This is a genomic window from Streptomyces sp. NPDC002867 (assembly GCF_053591895.1).
Genome location: NZ_JBSFUR010000080.1, coordinates 1 through 17,035, shown reverse-complemented (window position 1 = coordinate 17,035; position 17,035 = coordinate 1). Strand labels below are relative to the sequence as shown.

Sequence of the window (17,035 nt, the reverse complement as noted above, 5' to 3'; positions counted from 1 at the left end):
TTTGCTGCTCCGTGGCTTCTGACCGGGTTGGGGCCGGGACGATGTCCCGGCCGCCTCTCTCGTTCTCCGCTGTCTCTCGTTCTCCGCTGTCCTGCGCGGCTCAGATCCTGACCTGGACCGCGCGGGCGAGACGGTCGTGCAGGCCGCGGCCGTCGCGGTCCCAGACGAGCGCCGGCACGGCGAGGCACAGCAGGACGCTGCGGACGACGACCCGGCCGAAGCCGAGGCGGCCGCCGTTCTCGGAGACGACGCGCAGTCCGAGAAGCCGCTTGCCGGGGGTGCACCCGACGGTGCCGACGGTGAGCACGCTCATCACGAGGAAGACGATCAGGGTGCGGTTGGACGTCGCCTGCTGATTACTGCCCGCGAACAGTCCGTATGCGATCAGGAAACACAGTCCCCAGTCGAGGAACAGCGCTCCGAAGCGACGCCCGAGCGGCGCCACGGAGCCCGGCCCCGTCTCCGGCAGACCGAGCCGCCGGCCCCGGTAACCGAAGTCGACACCCATGTCCTCGGCCGCCGCGCGGGGCCCGGAAAGCCACGATCCGATTGCTTGCCTGTTGTCCACCCGACCACGGTACTGCGCCCTCTTTGGATCACTTCGGCCCGGGTCCCCGCGCCGGCCACGGGTGCACTCGGCACCCGTGCCGGTTAACTTCGTCGAAACAAATGGGTCATGCTTGAGAAATCCGGTCTGCCTATGGTCGGGTCCAGCGTGTGCCACCGCACTGGCCGCACGGACGAGCTGCAACCCCGCCCCTCCCCGGGTGGGAGTAGGAGGAGTTGGATGTTCCAGAACGCCGACGAGGCCAAGAAGTACATCGCTGACAACGACGTAAAGATGGTTGACGTCCGGTTCTGCGACCTTCCTGGCGTCATGCAGCACTTCACGATCCCGGCGACGGCCTTCGACCCCTCGGACGAGCTGGCGTTCGACGGCTCGTCGATCCGCGGCTTCCAGGCGATCCACGAGTCCGACATGGCGCTGCGCGCCGACCTGTCGACCGCCCGTCTGGACCCGTTCCGCCGCGACAAGACGCTGAACATCAACTTCTTCATCCACGACCCGATCACGGGTGAGCAGTACAGCCGCGACCCGCGCAACATCGCCAAGAAGGCCGAGGCCTACCTCGCCTCCACCGGCATCGCGGACACCGCGTACTTCGGCCCCGAGGCCGAGTTCTACGTCTTCGACTCGGTGCGCTTCAACACCGCCGCGAACGAGGGCTTCTACCACATCGACTCCGAGGCCGGCGCCTGGAACACGGGCGCGGTCGAGGACAACCGCGGCTACAAGGTCCGCTACAAGGGCGGCTACTTCCCGGCCCCGCCGGTCGACCACTTCGCCGACCTGCGTGCGGAGATCTCCCTGGAGCTGGAGAACGTCGGCCTGCAGGTCGAGCGCCAGCACCACGAGGTCGGCACCGCCGGCCAGGCGGAGATCAACTACAAGTTCAACACGCTGCTCGCCGCGGCCGACGACCTGATGCTCTTCAAGTACATCGTGAAGAACGTCGCCTGGCGCAACGGCAAGACCGCGACCTTCATGCCGAAGCCGATCTTCGGCGACAACGGCTCGGGCATGCACGTCCACCAGTCGCTGTGGCAGGGCGGCTCCCCGCTCTTCTACGACGAGGCCGGTTACGCGGGCCTGTCGGACACCGCCCGCTACTACATCGGCGGCATCCTCAAGCACGCCCCGTCGCTGCTGGCCTTCACCAACCCGACGGTGAACTCCTACCACCGCCTCGTCCCCGGCTTCGAGGCCCCGGTCAACCTGGTGTACTCGCAGCGCAACCGCTCGGCGGCGATGCGTATCCCGATCACCGGCTCGAACCCGAAGGCCAAGCGCGTCGAGTTCCGCGCGCCGGACCCGTCGTCGAACCCGTACCTCGCCTTCTCCGCGCTCCTCCTCGCGGGCCTGGACGGCGTGAAGAACAAGATCGAGCCGGCCGAGCCGATCGACAAGGACCTCTACGAGCTCGCCCCCGACGAGCACGCGAACGTCCCCCAGGTCCCGACCTCCCTCCCGGCGGTTCTCGACGCCCTGGAGGAGGACAACGAGTACCTGCAGGCGGGCGGCGTGTTCACGTCGGACCTGATCGAGACGTGGATCGACTACAAGCGCACGAACGAGATCGCCCCGATCCAGCTGCGGCCGCACCCGCACGAGTTCGAGCTGTACTTCGACATCTAAGATCGCCGCAGGTCAGAGCGGGTTCCGCTCGCCTGGGCCGTCTGTGGGCCGTCGGCCGTGCCCTTCCCTCACCGGAAGGCACGGCCGACGGCCTTTCCCGTACCCGGCCCGGCTCCGCCACGGCGGCGCTCCCCCGGTCGCGGGCCGCCCGGCGCGGGGCGAATCTGGGGACATGAGCGAGCCGAGCAACCACCCGCGGGGGGACGCGCCCGTGCCGCCGCAGCACCCGGGGAGGAAGCGCCGGAAGTGGCTCTGGGCCGTACTCGTCGTCCTGGTGCTGGTCGTCGGAGGGTGCCTGGCCGCTGTCGGTCTCGTCGTGAGCGAGGTGTCCGACGAGGACGCGGTGGACAGGACCGTCACGGTCACCTATGAGGTCACGGGCGACGCCCGTGATGTCACGGTCTCCCTTTCCGTCCAGGGCACGGGGGACCTGCGCACCGAGCAGGAGCTGGAGCAGGTGACGGGTCTGCCCTGGCGGAGGGAGATCGAGACGTCCGGACAGGAGATGAGCAGCACGCTCGTCGTCACGGTCGGCGCGGACGGCGGCAAGGCCACCTGCCGGGTGCGGGTCGACGACGGGCCGGTGCGGACCGCCACTGCCTCCGGGCCCCGCGACACCGCCACCTGCAAGGCACCCTGAGACACCCGCGTGTCCCGTGACCCCTCTACGATCCCTGTCCATGGGGATCGCTGTGCAGAAGCTGACGTACTACCCGGTCAAGGGCTGCGCCGGGACCGATGTGATGTCCGCCGTGACCGGGGACGCGGGGCTCGAGCACGATCGGACGTTCATGGTGGTCGACGCCGTCGACGGGTCGTTCCGCAGTCAGCGGACACACCCCGCCCTGGCCGCCGTACGGCCCCGGGTCGGCGAGGGCGGGCGCATGCTGACGCTGCGGGCGGGCGGGGTCGAGGATCTCGTGGTCGACGTGGACCCCGGGGGCGCGCCGCGGCCGGTGAGCCTGTTCGACAAGCCGGTCGGGCACGCGATCGACCAGGGCGACGCCGTCGCCGAGTGGCTCTCCGAGGTGCTCGGCGTCAAGTCGCGGCTGGTACGGGTGCGCGACGGGTTCGACCGGGACGGGTGGGGGGAGACGCCCGGCAAGGTCGCCTTCGCCGACGCGCATGCCGTGGCCGTCGTCTCGCAGGCCTCGCTCGACGGGCTCAACGCACGGATCGAGGCCGCGGGCGGGACGCCGGTGCCCATGGACCGCTTCCGGGCCAACATCGTCCTCGACGGGTGCGCCGCGCCGCACGACGAGGACCTGATGCGGCGGCTGGAGATCGGAACCGCCCTGCTCGCCCATTCCGTACGGGCGATGCGCTGTTCCGTGCCGCTGGTGGACCAGGTCACCGGGCGGCGGGCGGGGCCCGAGCCGGTGCGCACCCTCGCGACGTACCGGCGGGAGCCCGCGTACGACAACAAGGTCAGCTTCGGTGCGAAGGTGGCGGTGCTGCGCGGCGGCACGCTGTCCGTCGGGGACACCGTGCGCGCCGAGTGGTACGAGAACGGGGCGCCCGATCCCAGGCGCCCCGTCTCCTGAACGCGTCGGATCAGCGGCCGTAGCGGATCAGGGCCCGGACCATCCGGCACGTCGTGTCGGACGGGGCGTGCACGCCGATGCGCTCGGCCGTGGCCCGTATGCGGCGGTTGTCGGCGGTCGCCGGGTGGTAGACGCCGGAGTCGAGCAGGGCGATCGTGAGGCGCATCGCCTTCAGGCGGCGGTTGTGCGACACGTACCACTCGCGCGGCTGTCCGGCCGGGAGCGGCTTCTTCTGATGGGGGATCAGGGGCTTCGTCGTGAGTGTGGCAACGGCCATCGGCAACCTCCTGGCGCGGTGGCGGGACCATCCCGAACTGCTGTTCATTCTACCGGCGGGCACTGACAATCGCCGCTGGCCAGAAGGCGTTTGAGGCAGCGTGAGCGGTACGGTGTGCGGCATGGAGATCTGGATCAACCCCGCCTGTTCCAAGTGCCGCAGCGCCCTCACGCTGCTCGATGCCGAGGGCGCCGACTACACCGTGCGGCGCTATCTGGAGGACGTGCCGACCGAGGACGAGATCCGGGAGGTGCTGGGCCGGCTCGGCCTCGAACCGTGGGACATCACGCGTACGCAGGAGGCCGCGGCGAAGGAGCTGGGACTCAAGGAGTGGGCGCGGGACGAGAGTTCACGGGACCGCTGGATCGCGGCCCTCGCGCAGCACCCGAAGCTCATCCAGCGGCCGATCATCACGGCGGAGGACGGCACGGCGGTGGTGGGGCGTACGGAGGAGGCGGTGCGGGACGCGATCGGCCGGGGCTGACGCCCGTGCGCCGGGCGGCGATCGGCCGGGTCCGCGCGCCTGCCGGTGCCGGTGCCGGTGCCGGTGCTGTCAGCGTTCGTCGGTGCCCGCCACCTTCGATGTCGCCAGCGCGATGCGGTTCCAGGTGTTGATCGTGACGATCAGGGCCAGCAGCTGGGCCAGTTCCCGGTCCTCGAAGTGCTCGGCCGCGCGGGCGTAGACGTCGTCCGGGACTCCGGCGCCGGCCACCAGGGTCACCGCCTCCGTCAGTGCCAGGGCCGCCTGTTCCTTCTCGGTGAAGAAGTGCCTGGCCTCGCGCCAGACCCCCGTCATGTGCAGGCGTTCCTCGCTCTCGCCGGCCTTGCGGGCGTCGGACGTGTGCATGTGGAGGCAGTACGCGCAGTGGTTGAGCTGCGAGGAGCGGATCTGGACCAGCTCCACCAGCGTCGGGTCCAGGCCCTCGCGGGCCGCCGCGTCCAGGCCGATCACGGCGCGGAACGCCTTCGGCGCCAGCTTCGCGAAGTCGATGCGGGAGGGGGACGCGGTGTTCTGTGTCGTCGTCATGCGGACGAATCTATGAGCCCGGGCGACCGGCTGTAGGGTGCATTTCCGTGGCAGAATCCTGGGTCAATTTCGCCGAGCGGATCGGCCTCGATCTGCATCTGGAGCTGGCCGGCACGGGCAGTCGGCGGGCCGTGCTGACACAGGCGCTGCGTGAGGCGGTGCGCAGCGGCCGGCTGGCGGCGGGGATGCGGCTGCCGCCGTACCGTTCGCTCGCCGCCGATCTGGGGATCGCCCGCAACACCGTGGCCGACGCGTACGCCGAGCTCGTCGCCGAGGGCTGGCTGACCGCCCGGCAGGGGTCGGGTACGCGGGTCGCCGAGCGGGCCGCACCGCTCGCTCCCGTCCCGCGGCGACGGTCGCCCGCGCGGCCGGCCGGGGCGGAACCCGCCACCGGGAGCGATCGCCGACGGCCCCTGCCCGGGTCGGCCCCGGCAAGGCGGCCCGAACGGCCGAGGCGGGCCGTGTACGACCTGGTGCAGGGGCAGCCGGACCCGGCGGCGTTCCCGCGCGGGGCGTGGCTGGCGTCGGTGCGGCGGGCGCTGAACTCCGCACCGCACGACGCCTTCGGTCCCGGCGATCCGCGCGGCCGGGTGGAGTTGAGGGAGGCGCTCACGGAGTATCTGGCCCGGGTGCGCGGGGTACGGACCTCGCCCGGCCGGATCGTCGTCTGCTCGGGGACCGCGCACGCGCTGCGGCTCATGGCACGGGTCGTGGGCGGGCGCTGGGGCGTGGAGGCGTACGGGCTGCCGTTCCACCGCGGGCTGCTGGAGGAAGCGGGGGTGCGGACCGTGCCACTGGCCGTGGACGGCCAGGGGGCGGACACCGGCGCGCTGGGGCACGGGGAACGGGCCGTGCTGCTGACTCCGGCGCACCAGTTCCCGACCGGCGGCCCCTTGGATCCGGCGCGGCGCGCGGCCGTCGTGGACTGGGCGCGGGCGGCCGGCGGGGTCGTGCTGGAGGACGACTACGACGGCGAGTTCCGGTACGACCGGCAGCCCGTCGGCGCCGTGCAGGGGCTCGACCCGGACCGCGTGGTGTTCATGGGGTCGGTGAGCAAGAGCCTGTCCCCGGCGCTGCGGATCGGCTGGATGGCGCTGCCGGAGGCGCTGGTCGACGACGTCGTGGCGGCCAAGGGTGAGCGCGAGCCGTACGCGAGCGCCGCCGAGCAGCTCACGCTCGCGGACTTCGTCGCCTCGGGGGCGTACGACCGGCATGTGCGCCGGATGCGGCAGCGGCACCGGAACCGGCGCGACCGGCTGGTGGCGGTGCTGGCCGAGCGCGCGCCGCACGTGCGGGTGTCGGGCATCTCGGCCGGCCTGCACGCCGTGCTGGACCTGCCCCGAGGGAGCGAGCGGACCGTGGTCAAGGCGGCCGCGTGGCAGGGGCTCGCGGTGGAGGGGCTGGCCGACTACCGGCATCCGCACGACACGGGGGCCGGGCGCGACGGCCTGGTGGTGGGGTACGCGACGCCGCCGGAGCACGTGTACGAGGAAGCACTGGACGCGCTGTGCCGCGCGCTGCCGCCGGGGTGAGCGGCGGCGGAGGGCCAACTGCCGCTTCCTTAAAGAAAGTTAAGGAAGAGACGGACGTGATCGGTGAGCAGTCGCCGACGGCTACTCGTACGTAAGGGCACAAGGAACCAACCGGCCGCCCCCGCGGCCGGGGACAGGAGCCCTTTCGTGTCACGCAAGAAGACCCTCAGCGGCAAGAAGAAGATCGCCCTCCTGGCCGGCGCCGCGGCGCTGGTCGGCGGCACTGCGATTGTCATGACCGGCACAAGCCAGGCATCCGTCGCCTGTGACGGTCTCGCCCAGGCGATCAGCAACAACGAGAACTTCATCGCCGGTCAGCGAGCCAATGCGGACGCGCAGTCGGCGGCACGGATCGCCAACCGGGAGGCGGTGATCGCGCAGATCAGGGTCCAGCAGGAGGCGGCCGGCTGCGACGCCGGGGCGGGCGGCGGCGACCAGGCGGCGCCCCCGGCCGAGGAGGCACCCCCGGCCGAGGCACCCGCCGAAGAGGCACCGCCCGCCGAGCAAGCGCCCCCCGCGGGTGACGACGGCGGCCAGGACGCCGGCGGCGGGAACGCGGGCGGCGGCGCCGCGGGCGAGGTCGTCTGCGCCGGCTCTACCGTGACGCTCTCCGGCGAGGGCGGCGCACCGGCCGCCTCCAGCAACGAGTTCCCCGTCGGCACCCAGCTGAAGGTGACCAACCTGGACAACAACAAGTCCACGACCGTCGAGGTGACGTCGGTGTCCGGCAGCTGCGCGCTGCTGAACAACGCGGCCTTCGAGCAGGTGCGTGAGGCCGGCAAGTTCCTGATCCGCAACGCGCGGATCGAGCGCGTCGGCTGACGCCGCACGGCCGGGCCCGCATCCCCCACTCCGGCGGGCCCGGCCGTTGCCGGCCCCCGGGACGGTGCCGTCCGCGCTCCCCTCCCCGCTGTCCCCCGGCGGAGCGCCCGCCTCCGAGCCGCACACTCGGAGCGCACCGGACGGCACCGTCCCGTCTTTCCCACCCGGCCGGGCACACCCGCACCACCCGGCCGGGCACACCCGCACCACCCGGCCGGGCACACCCGCACCACCCGGCCGGGCACACCCGCACCACCCGGCACCGCCGGGGCCGCGCCCACGCACGCGCGTCAGCGCGTCGCCGCGGACGCCTTCCGCTCGGCCTCCGCGAGGATCTCCGTGATCCGCAGTCCGAACCGCACGTCGCACGGGTGGGGCCGCCCCGTCCGTACCACGCCCATCAGTTCGTTGACCGCCGTGCGGAACGAGTCCACCGGATTGCCCCAGCCGTCCGGCAGTTCGGCCTTGCCGTGCTCCCCCAGCAGCACCAGGCTCACGCCCGCCGCGTTGAGCGGCGCGGCGAGGCCGAGCGTCACCGTACTGGAGGCGCCCGAGGCGTGCCGGAGCACCATGTGGGTCGTGTCCGAAGGGCCGCGGGCCGCCGTCAGCTCCACCACGTCCCCCAGCACCGGGAGCAGCGCGGAGAGCGCGTGGGGGCCGACGTCCCACAGGCCGCCCTTCTCCCGCCGCCACGGGGACGCCGCGAACGGGCTCTCCGCTCCCGGCGAGAAGAGCGCGCCGAGCCACTGCGCATGGGCAGTGAACCAGCCGCCCACCGCCGCCTGTTCCGCGATCCACCGCGCGGTGTCGGTGGAGAAGCGCAGCGTGCAGAACACGACGGACGCGACCTTCGCCTCCTCCACGGCGTTCACGGCGTCCCGGGCGGCGGCGACCGTCGTCGCCACCGGCTTGTCCAGCAGCAGATGGCAGCCGGCGGCTGCCGCCCGGGCCGCGAGCGGCGCCTGCACGTCCGGCGGCACGGCGAAGGCGATCGCGTCGTTGGAGGCGAACAGCGCGTCGATGCCGTCCTCACCGGTGAACGCCGTCGTGCCGTGGGCGTCCGCGAGCGCGGCGGCCGCCTCCGGCCGCCGCCCCCACACCCCGCCGAGGACGACGTCCGGGTGGCCGGAGAGCGCGGGGGCCTGGGTCATCGCGGCCCAGGGGCCGGCGCCGAGAAGTCCGATACGCAGGTGCTTGGTCATGGACACCAGTGTGCCCGCGCGACGGCTGCGCGACCCGGCCCTCGTGCGGCGCGTCCGCCCCCATGGATGCGGGCGTCCGGCCGAAAAAGAGCCCTGTATACGACGCGGGCGGCCGGCGACGACCGCGGCCCCGCACCCGGTGCCGGCGAGGGCCTGTACGGGGAGCTGGTGCACCAGGACGCGCACTACGGCGCCGCCGTGCGCGAGTTCACGGCCGCGCTCCCCTACAGTCCGCGCCCCGAGGACTCGCGGATCCGCCGGCCGTCGCGCAGGCGCAGAAGCGGCTGTGGGCCGAGCAGCACGACACGCTGTTCGCCGGACGGCTGCCGGATCCCTCGTACGCCTTCGAGCGCGTGTACCGGACGGACGGGTTCACGCTGCGGCGGTCCCTGCCCCCGTTCCGGCGCGGGGTGGCGGAGCAGCACATCGGCGAGGTGATCACGGAGCCCACGGGATGTGCCGCATGTCTCAGGACGTTTTCCGTCTGCCGGAGGCGCGGATCCGCCGCGGGCGCCTGCTCCAGGTGCTCCACGACCACGACCGGCGCCTCGGAGGTACCGCGAAAACGCTGAGTACGGCCTGTGAGGCGCTGGTCGGGCACATCCGGGACCGCGGGGCTCCGGGTCGCTGCCGAACGCGCACGAGGCGGCCCGTCGCGCACGCGCGACACGCCGGGCATAACGGTGAAATGTTCCGCGTAACACGGGGTTCACAAACGGGCAACGGCCGGGAAATCGCGCGTTGCCAAGCTGCGCGGCATACCGCTGCACCCGCAAAGGATGAGGTCCGTGAGCATCAAGGCTGAGTACATCTGGATCGACGGCACCGAGCCGACCGCCAAGCTTCGCTCGAAGACGAAGATCCTGGCCGCCGGTTCCTCCACGGCCCTCGCCGACCTGCCCATCTGGGGCTTCGACGGGTCCAGCACCAACCAGGCCGAGGGCCACGCGTCGGACCGCGTGCTCAAGCCGGTCTTCGTCTGCCCGGACCCGATCCGCGGCGGCGACAACATCCTCGTGCTGAACGAGGTCCTCAACATCGACATGACGCCGCACGAGTCCAACACCCGTGCCGCGCTCGTCGAGGTCGCGGAGACGTTCGCCGCGCAGGAGCCGATCTTCGGCATCGAGCAGGAGTACACCTTCTTCAAGGGCTCCCGTCCGCTCGGCTTCCCCGAGGGCGGCTTCCCGGCCGCGCAGGGCGGCTACTACTGCGGCGTCGGCTCGGACGAGATCTTCGGCCGTGACGTGGTCGAGGCGCACCTGGAGAACTGCCTCGCGGCGGGCCTCGGCATCTCCGGCATCAACGCCGAGGTCATGCCCGGCCAGTGGGAGTTCCAGGTCGGCCCGCTCGCGCCGCTGGAGGTCTCCGACCAGCTGTGGGTGGCCCGCTGGCTGCTCTACCGCACCGCCGAGGACTTCGACGTCGCCGCCACCCTCGACCCCAAGCCGGTCAAGGGCGACTGGAACGGCGCGGGCGCGCACACCAACTTCTCCACCAAGGCGATGCGCGAGGGCTACGACGCAATCATCACCGCGTGCGAGTCGCTCGGTGAGGGCTCCAAGCCGATGGACCACGTCAAGAACTACGGCGCCGGCATCGACGACCGCCTGACCGGTCTGCACGAGACCGCCCCGTGGAACGAGTACAGCTACGGCGTCTCCGACCGCGGTGCCTCGGTCCGCATCCCGTGGCAGGTCGAGAAGGACGGCAAGGGCTACATCGAGGACCGCCGTCCGAACGCCAACGTCGACCCGTACGTGGTGACCCGCCTGCTGGTGGACACCTGCTGCTCGGCCCTGGAGAAGGCCGGCCAGGTCTGATCAACGCGTGACCCAAGGGGCGTCCGCCGACCAGGCGGGCGCCCCTCTCGCGTAGGGTCGCGCAGGGTACGGGTCGCCAATTCCGGTCCGTGTGGCCGAAACTCCGGGCACGTAGGAAAGATCACGTACCGACAGGTGGAAGAGGTCTGCTGTGGTGGTTGCGGGTCTGCTTCAATAGGCACATGGCCGACTACCGGAACGACGCGCAGGGTCGCAGCGACCTCGAGCCGTTCTGGCCTTCCCGGCAGCACCACGACTTCGACCGGGTGTGTTGCCCCGCGGTGAACGCGCGGGCCCTCTAAAGCCGTTCTTCCCGGCCTTCGGCCAGCGCGCACGACGTACGTCCGTCCTCACGACGCATCGACGACTTCCTCCGCGCGAAAGAGCTGACCTCCCATGGCGAACAGCCGTTCCTTCTCGACCGTTTCCGCCGCTTCCGCCGTCTCCTCCCCCGTCCCCCAGGGCCGCGTCACGACCGACCGGGCAGCGCCTTCGGGCCGGCACCGGCTGCGTGCCGTCGACCGGGACGAGGTCGTGGACGTCGCCGACCTCCTGCCGCCGGGCGCCACGTGGCTGCCCGCCCCTCCGCACACCCTGCCCACGTTGCCCGGCCGGCCCCCGATGGTCGGCTACCTCGTCCTCGTACCGGCCGACGAGCAGCCGCCCCTGGCGGCCGCCGCCGCGCCGGAGCGGCCGGCCGGCGAGGGCCCGGTGGCGATCGACTCGGTCCGGCGCACCGCCAGCGTGGACGGTCGGGAACTCGACCTCACCTACCTGGAGTTCGAGCTGCTGGCCCATCTGGTGGCACACCCGCACCGGGTGCACACGCGCGACCAGCTGGTGACCACCGTGTGGGGCTACGGGCACGTCGGCGACGGCCGGACGGTGGACGTCCATGTCGCCCGGCTGCGGCGCAAGCTCGGAGCCGACCACCGCCGCACGATCCAGACCGTGCGGCGGGTCGGCTACAAGTACGCGCCCTGAGGCACGGGTCCGGTCCCGGTCAGGCCCGGGACCGGGCCCTCGCCACCGCGCCGAGTGCGACGTCCACCGCGAGGAACACCAGCAGGCTGATGCCGAGCATCGGCACGAACCAGCCGACGAGCGCCGCCGCGGCGGCCGACGGCAGCAGCGCCGTGAGCGGCACCTTGCGCCAGGCGCCGCGCGGGATCGGGCGGCCCACCGACAAGGTGCGTTCCTTCGTGGGCCTGCGCTGCCACCACATGCGGTAGCCCCACACGATCAGCAGGATCAGGGCGACCATCAGCGCGGCGAGCGCGAGCTGGTTGACCAGGCCGAACAGGACGCCCATGTGGCCGTCGATGCCGAACCGGGTCAGCTTGGCGAGCAACGGGTAGTCCTCGAAGCGGAGTTCGTCGATGATCCGGCCGTCCGCCGGGTCGACGGCCACCGAGTCGAGGTGGACCGGGTACTGGGTGTCGGTCTCCTTGACGACGTATCCGTCGCCGTCGGCCGGCAGGGTCACGGAGATCCTGCCGTCGACGCCGTAGCCGCGGGCCGCCGCCACGGCGTTGTCGATGCCGATGTCGGCGCCTTCGTGCCCGCCGCCGCTTCCGCCGCTGTGTCCCTCGTGGCCTTCGTGACCTCCGCCGCTGCCGCCGCCCGGTGCGAGGGCGGCCGTGACGACGGGGGTGGACCCGCCGAGCCGGGACTGCACCGCGTCGATGTTCTCGCCCGCGTAGCGGGACCACGTCAGCCCCGTGGCCGACAGCAGGACGAGACCGGTGACGGCCCACAGGCCGACGGAGCCGTGCCGGGACAGGGTCCTGCGGCGGCCTTTCGCGCCGCGCTCGGGCAGCACCAGATCGCGCTTGGTACGGCGTCGGCGTCCGAACCACAGCACCAGCCCGCCCAGCGCGACGACCCACAGCCAGCTGGCGGCCAGCTCGCTGTAGTGCCGGCCGAGTGCGCCCAGGTGCAGATCGGCGTGGAACTCGGAGAGCCAGGCCCGCAGCGGGAGCGCGCCGGAGCTGCCGTACGAGGGGAGTTCACCGCGTATGTCCGCGGTGTAGGGGTCGACGAAGACGGCGAGGGACTTGTCCTCCGCCACGTCGGGGGAGGACATCAGGACGCGGGTGGTCGCGCCGTCCTCGTACGAGGGCCACACCGCGGTCACCGTGCCCTCGGGGTGGGCGGCGCGGGCGGCGTCGACCTGGGCCGAGAGCGGGACGGAGCGCTCGCCGACGGGGACGCGCAGTTCGTGGCGGTAGACGAACTTCTCCGCCTGGAAGGACAGCGAGTACAACAGGCCGCTGACCGCGGCGACGAGGAGGAGCGGGGCTGTCAGCAGCCCGGCGTAGAAGTGGAGACGGAGCAGGAGGGGGCGCAGCGCGCCGCGCGCTTCGGGAGCGGTGCTCGCGCCGGATGATGTGGTGCCCTTGCTGGGGGCGTCGATGGACATGAGGGTCCCAAGGGGTCGGTGGTGACATGGGGAATCGGCCCCAGGTCAGACAGCGGCTCCAGGGGCCGTGGCACGGGGAAGGGGGTACGCGGGCGGGCCGCGGCGGACCACGGTGTGCGCGAGGACGACGCCGTGGCGGCGCTCGTCGGCCGCGTCGGCGGCGGGCCGGGGCGCGGCGTCCGGCTCGGGCAGCCGTACGGCGCCCGGCAGCAGCCGCAGCGGTGTGAACGCGAAGGACAGTGCGGCGTGCGCGAGTCGGAAGAACGCCGCCTCGCCGTGGGCCAGCCACAGGGCGCAGCAGGCGGCGGCGAGGAGGTGGACGGCGAGCATGCCGGCGCCGAGGCTCTCGGCGGCGGTCTGCGCGGTGTCGTAGTGCTCGTGCTGCCCGTGGTGGTGGGGTGCCGTGGGTCCCTCGCCGGAGAACAGCAGGTGCAGTCCGCCCTGCACGGCGAGCAGTCCGGCCCCGATGGAGCACGCGCTCCGGCGGCGGCCGGCCGCGAACCAGCCGGCGGCGGCGGTCACACCGAGCGCGGCGAGCAGTCCGGAAGCGGGGATGTCGTGCGCAGACAGGGACGAATGCCCTATCGCCGCCAACGTGACGGCCACCGCCGCGAAAAGCGCGGCCCGCAAGGCGCGCATCGGCGACCGGGCATCCGTCATCGTCGGCACATGCTGCCATCCCCGCGCCCGGACCGGGAGAGTGACCGCCGGTACGGACCATTCCGGCCCGGGTTCCCCTGGCAGCGGAATCACTGAGGACGGCGGCCGGCGCCGGGCACAGTCGTGACCATGAGACTTCTGGTGCTGGGCGGGACGGAATTCGTGGGGCGCGCGGTCGTGGAAGGGGCGCTCGCACGCGGATGGCAGGTCACGGTGTTCCACCGCGGGAGGCACCCCGCTCCGGACGGGGCGTCCGACCTGATCGGCGACCGGCTGGCCCCCGGCGGCCTCGCCGCGCTGCACGACGGCGAGTGGGACACGGTGGTCGACACCTGGTCGGCCGCGCCGTCGGCCGTGCGGGACGCGGCGCGGCTGCTGGCGGGGCGGGTGGGTCGCTTTGTCTATGTGTCGAGCTGCTCGGTGTACGCGTGGCCGCCGACGGCCGGGTACGACGAGAGCGCGCCGCTGGTCGACGGTTCGCCGGACGCGGGCGACGTGCCGTACGCACAGGCCAAGCGGGGCGGCGAGCTGGCCGTCCTCGACGCGTTCGGCGCCTCCCGCTCGCTGCTGGTGCGCTCGGGCCTGATCCTCGGTCCGTGGGAGAACGTGGGCCGTCTGCCGTGGTGGCTGGAGCGGATCGCGCGCGGCGGTGACGTCGTCGCGCCGGGACCGCGGGACACACCACTGCAGTACATCGATGTCCGCGACCTGGCCGAGTGGACGCTGGACGCGGCGGCGGCGGGCCTGGAGGGCCCGTACAACCTGGTGAGCGAGCCGGGCCACACGACGATGGGCGAGCTGCTGGAGGAGTGCGTGGCGGCGACCGGGTCGTCGGCACGGCTGCGGTGGACGCCTGCGGACGTGGTGCTGTCGGCGGGCGCCGAGCCGTGGTCCCAGCTCCCCGTCTGGGTCCCGGCGGCCGAACGCCCGGACATGCACGGCGCGTTGCACGGGGCCGGGGTCTCCCGGGCGCTGGCGGCCGGCCTGCGGTGCCGGCCGGTGCGGGAGACGGTGCGCGACACGTGGTCGTGGCTGCTGTCGCTCGGCGGGCCGGCGCCGCTGCGGCCGGACCGGCCGCGGGTGGGCCTGCCGCCCGAGCTGGAGGCGGCGCTGCTGGCGGGGCGGCCCGGGGCGTAGCCGGGTCCCGCCGGCCGCGGGCCGGTCAGCCCTGGTACTCGGTCAGGTCGATCGCGTAGACCCGCAGCGGATACCCGTACACGGGGTGGACCGTCTCGCGCTCCGGCGACATGCCCAGCTTGCCCATCACGTTCTCGGAGGCGGTGTTGCCGGTGCGGCAGATGCTGACGACCCGGTCGAGGCCCCGGTCCTGGAGGGCGAACTCCAGAACGGCCTGAGCGGCCTCGGAGGCGTAGCCCTGCCCCCAGAAGGGGCGGCCGAGGCGCCAGCCGATCTCGACGGCCGGAAGCACCTCGGGCAGGAAGTCCGGTACGGACAGGCCGGCGAATCCGGCCAGTTCGCCCGAGGCGAGGAGCTCGACGGCGAACAGCCCGAACCCCTCCTCGTCCCACTCCTCCTCCCAGCGCTCGATGCCCTCCGCCGTCTGCTCGAGGTCGCGGACCGAGCCGTCGTCGATCCACTGCATCACCGCGGGGTCGGCGTTGATCTCGGCCATGGGCACGAGGTCGTCATCCGTCCAGCGGCGCAGGCGGAGGCGGGGCGTGAGGATCTCGGTCATGCACCCATTGTGCCCGGTTTGACGCTGGAGGTTGCTACGAATCAGTGGTGGCGGTGAACACCCCATGCGCCACTCCCGTATGAGACGGCGCGCTTCTCCCTCTGCCGGGACCCCCCTTAACCCACACACCCCCCGGCAACGAAGCAGAGGAGTTCCATTGGGACGCACATCAAGAAAACGCTCGACGCTGGCCAATCGGGCGATCGCCGCCTCGGCCGCATTGATCCTGGGCGGGGGCGGGCTGGTAGCGGCCAATACGTACGCCTCCGCAGGCGAAGGCTGGTGGCCGGGCGGGCGGAACGACGGACAGCAGAGCAGCACCAAGGCCACGGCCGGGCAGCAGGTGTCCACCATCGACTGTCCCGACGTCGGCAACTCGCTCCAGGAGGTGCCCGACCAGCAGCGCTTGGCGGTCGACCGTGAACTGGCCACGCTGGACACCCAGATCACCACGGCGTACCAGCGGTTCGCCGACAACCGTGAGCGGGTGCAGGCGGACCGGTCCTTCGCCGAGAACCAGATCCTGTCCCCGTTGCGCAACGAACGCCTGGCGATCATCCAGCGGATCGTGGCGCTGATCGACCGCTCGGCCGAGCGCCCGCAGGGGCTGGAGCAGATGGCTCCGTGCACCCTGCGCGACGACGGCAACGACGACGGCGACGGCGACGGCGACGGCGACGGACAGAACAACGACGGGGACCAGAACGGAGACGACCAGAACGGAGGCGACCAGAACGACGGTCAGGACCAGAACGACGGCCAGAACGACGGCGACGGACAGAACGACGGGGACGGACAGAACGACGGGGACGGCGACGACGGCAACGGCAACCAGGGCGGCGCCGGCCAGGCCGGCAACGGGCCCGAGGCGGGCGACTTCGTCGAGATCCAGAACGTCCAGCCGAACGTCCAGCAGCCGCCCAACCAGAACGGTTCCTCCCAAGGCACGTTCACCACGGACTGCGGTGTGAACGCCAACGGCAAGTTCAACCCGGACAACGTCATCGTCGCCCCGGGCGTGAGCAATGGCGCCCACCATATGCACGACTACGTCGGCAACCAGGCCAACGACGCCTTCGCCAGCGACGACGACCTGGCGGCCGGTGACACCACGTGCCGCAACCAGGGCGACAAGTCGACGTACTTCTGGCCGGTGCTGCGCCTGCAGAACGGGCAGCAGGAGAACGACGCCAATGCGGACGGCGGCGGCAACGACCAGAACGTCGGTGAGATCCAGACACCGTCACAGGTCACGATGACGTTCGTCGGCAGCCCGGTCAGCAAGGTGACGGCGATGCCGAGGTTCCTGCGCATCATCACCGGTGACGCGAAGGCGTTCGTCAACGGCGACGCCAATGCCAACGCCTCGTGGAGCTGCACCGGATTCGAGGACCGTCAGCTGAAGGACAAGTACCCGATCTGTCCCGAGGGCAGCCAGGTGGTGCGTTCGTTCAAGTTCCAGAGCTGCTGGGACGGCCAGAACACCGACAGCGCCAACCACCGCACCCATGTGGCCTTCGCGGACGAGGACGGCAACTGCCCCAACGGCTTCCAGGCGATTCCGCAGCTGGTGCAGCGCATCGTCTACGACGTGCCGCCCCCGGTGTTCGACGGGGAGAACGCCTCGGTGTTCGCCGTCGACTCCTTCCCGGAGCAGCTGCACAAGCCGGTCACCGACCACGGTGACTTCATCAACGTCTTCGACGAGGACCTTATGAACGAGGTGGTGGACTGCATCAACGACGGGCGCAGGTGCCAGTGACCCGCTGAACGGACGATGCCGGTTCCGCCTGGAGCGCTCCAGGCGGAACCGGCCGCGCCGGGTGGGCGGGC

Annotated in this window: 17 protein-coding genes; 10 read left to right on the top strand and 7 right to left on the bottom strand. The window is 72.0% G+C overall.

The annotated features are described in order from the left end of the window. Positions 1-100: 100 nt before the first annotated feature. Entirely contained in the window at positions 101-568 is a 468-nt protein-coding gene (locus ACWD0A_RS33630; RefSeq protein ID WP_307715858.1) for an RDD family protein, read from the bottom strand. A 219-nt stretch (positions 569-787) separates the two neighbouring features. On the opposite strand from ACWD0A_RS33630, the gene glnA reads away from it, so the two are divergent. The 3 genes from glnA to ACWD0A_RS33615 all read left to right on the top strand — a co-directional run bounded on the left by glnA (position 788) and on the right by ACWD0A_RS33615 (position 3,741). Then, positions 788-2,197, top strand: a complete 1,410-nt coding sequence (gene glnA, locus ACWD0A_RS33625) for a type I glutamate--ammonia ligase (RefSeq protein WP_307715857.1) — start codon at positions 788-790, stop codon at positions 2,195-2,197. 172 nt (positions 2,198-2,369) lie between these two features. Next, the gene (locus ACWD0A_RS33620; RefSeq protein WP_451304371.1) at positions 2,370-2,837 is read left to right on the top strand and encodes a hypothetical protein; all 468 of its coding nucleotides are present in this window, start codon (positions 2,370-2,372) and stop codon (positions 2,835-2,837) included. 40 nt (positions 2,838-2,877) lie between these two features. After that, the gene (locus tag ACWD0A_RS33615; RefSeq protein ID WP_451304369.1) at positions 2,878-3,741 is read left to right on the top strand and encodes an MOSC domain-containing protein; all 864 of its coding nucleotides are present in this window, start codon (positions 2,878-2,880) and stop codon (positions 3,739-3,741) included. Positions 3,742-3,751: 10 nt separating this feature from the next. Here ACWD0A_RS33615 and ACWD0A_RS33610 read toward each other — a convergent pair whose 3' ends face one another. Next, complete coding sequence (locus tag ACWD0A_RS33610; RefSeq protein WP_451304367.1) at positions 3,752-4,018, bottom strand: hypothetical protein; 267 nt, start codon at positions 4,016-4,018, stop codon at positions 3,752-3,754. 121 nt (positions 4,019-4,139) lie between these two features. On the opposite strand from ACWD0A_RS33610, the gene ACWD0A_RS33605 reads away from it, so the two are divergent. Next, positions 4,140-4,502, top strand: a complete 363-nt coding sequence (locus tag ACWD0A_RS33605; protein WP_177150160.1) for an arsenate reductase family protein — start codon at positions 4,140-4,142, stop codon at positions 4,500-4,502. A gap of 69 nt (positions 4,503-4,571) precedes the next feature. On the opposite strand, the gene ACWD0A_RS33600 is transcribed toward ACWD0A_RS33605, so the two are convergent. Continuing rightward, positions 4,572-5,045, bottom strand: coding sequence for a carboxymuconolactone decarboxylase family protein (locus ACWD0A_RS33600; protein ID WP_451304365.1), 474 nt, complete (start codon positions 5,043-5,045; stop codon positions 4,572-4,574). 47 nt (positions 5,046-5,092) lie between these two features. Here ACWD0A_RS33600 and pdxR point away from each other — a divergent pair, with 47 nt between their 5' ends. After that, positions 5,093-6,577, top strand: a complete 1,485-nt coding sequence (pdxR, locus tag ACWD0A_RS33595; RefSeq protein WP_451304363.1) for a MocR-like pyridoxine biosynthesis transcription factor PdxR — start codon at positions 5,093-5,095, stop codon at positions 6,575-6,577. A 147-nt stretch (positions 6,578-6,724) separates the two neighbouring features. Beyond that, positions 6,725-7,399: a hypothetical protein gene (locus ACWD0A_RS33590; RefSeq protein WP_451304361.1), complete on the top strand. Its 675-nt coding sequence runs from the start codon at positions 6,725-6,727 to the stop codon at positions 7,397-7,399. A 290-nt stretch (positions 7,400-7,689) separates the two neighbouring features. Here ACWD0A_RS33590 and ACWD0A_RS33585 read toward each other — a convergent pair whose 3' ends face one another. After that, positions 7,690-8,601 carry a Gfo/Idh/MocA family protein gene (locus tag ACWD0A_RS33585; RefSeq protein ID WP_451304359.1) on the bottom strand — a complete coding sequence of 304 codons (912 nt, stop codon included), beginning with the start codon at positions 8,599-8,601 and terminating at the stop codon, positions 7,690-7,692. A 788-nt stretch (positions 8,602-9,389) separates the two neighbouring features. On the opposite strand from ACWD0A_RS33585, the gene glnII reads away from it, so the two are divergent. Both glnII and ACWD0A_RS33575 read left to right on the top strand, forming a co-directional pair. After that, positions 9,390-10,424, top strand: coding sequence for a glutamine synthetase (gene glnII / locus ACWD0A_RS33580; RefSeq protein WP_451304357.1), 1,035 nt, complete (start codon positions 9,390-9,392; stop codon positions 10,422-10,424). 396 nt (positions 10,425-10,820) lie between these two features. Continuing rightward, positions 10,821-11,408 (top strand): winged helix-turn-helix domain-containing protein, encoded by a 588-nt coding sequence (locus ACWD0A_RS33575; RefSeq protein WP_451304355.1) that lies wholly within the window; start codon positions 10,821-10,823, stop codon positions 11,406-11,408. 19 nt (positions 11,409-11,427) lie between these two features. Here the strand turns inward: ACWD0A_RS33575 and ACWD0A_RS33570 are convergent, their stop codons facing one another. After that, on the bottom strand, positions 11,428-12,846 hold the full coding sequence (locus ACWD0A_RS33570; protein ID WP_451304353.1) for a PepSY-associated TM helix domain-containing protein: 1,419 nt from the start codon (positions 12,844-12,846) through the stop codon (positions 11,428-11,430). A gap of 45 nt (positions 12,847-12,891) precedes the next feature. Further along, entirely contained in the window at positions 12,892-13,506 is a 615-nt protein-coding gene (locus ACWD0A_RS33565; RefSeq protein WP_451304351.1) for a hypothetical protein, read from the bottom strand. A gap of 129 nt (positions 13,507-13,635) precedes the next feature. On the opposite strand from ACWD0A_RS33565, the gene ACWD0A_RS33560 reads away from it, so the two are divergent. Next, the gene (locus ACWD0A_RS33560; RefSeq protein ID WP_451304349.1) at positions 13,636-14,643 is read left to right on the top strand and encodes an NAD-dependent epimerase/dehydratase family protein; all 1,008 of its coding nucleotides are present in this window, start codon (positions 13,636-13,638) and stop codon (positions 14,641-14,643) included. Positions 14,644-14,668: 25 nt separating this feature from the next. Here the strand turns inward: ACWD0A_RS33560 and ACWD0A_RS33555 are convergent, their stop codons facing one another. Beyond that, positions 14,669-15,202 (bottom strand): GNAT family N-acetyltransferase, encoded by a 534-nt coding sequence (locus ACWD0A_RS33555; RefSeq protein ID WP_451304347.1) that lies wholly within the window; start codon positions 15,200-15,202, stop codon positions 14,669-14,671. 157 nt (positions 15,203-15,359) lie between these two features. Here ACWD0A_RS33555 and ACWD0A_RS33550 point away from each other — a divergent pair, with 157 nt between their 5' ends. Then, the gene (locus ACWD0A_RS33550) at positions 15,360-16,964 is read left to right on the top strand and encodes a DUF1996 domain-containing protein (protein WP_451304345.1); all 1,605 of its coding nucleotides are present in this window, start codon (positions 15,360-15,362) and stop codon (positions 16,962-16,964) included. The last annotated feature ends 71 nt before the right edge of the window (positions 16,965-17,035 follow it).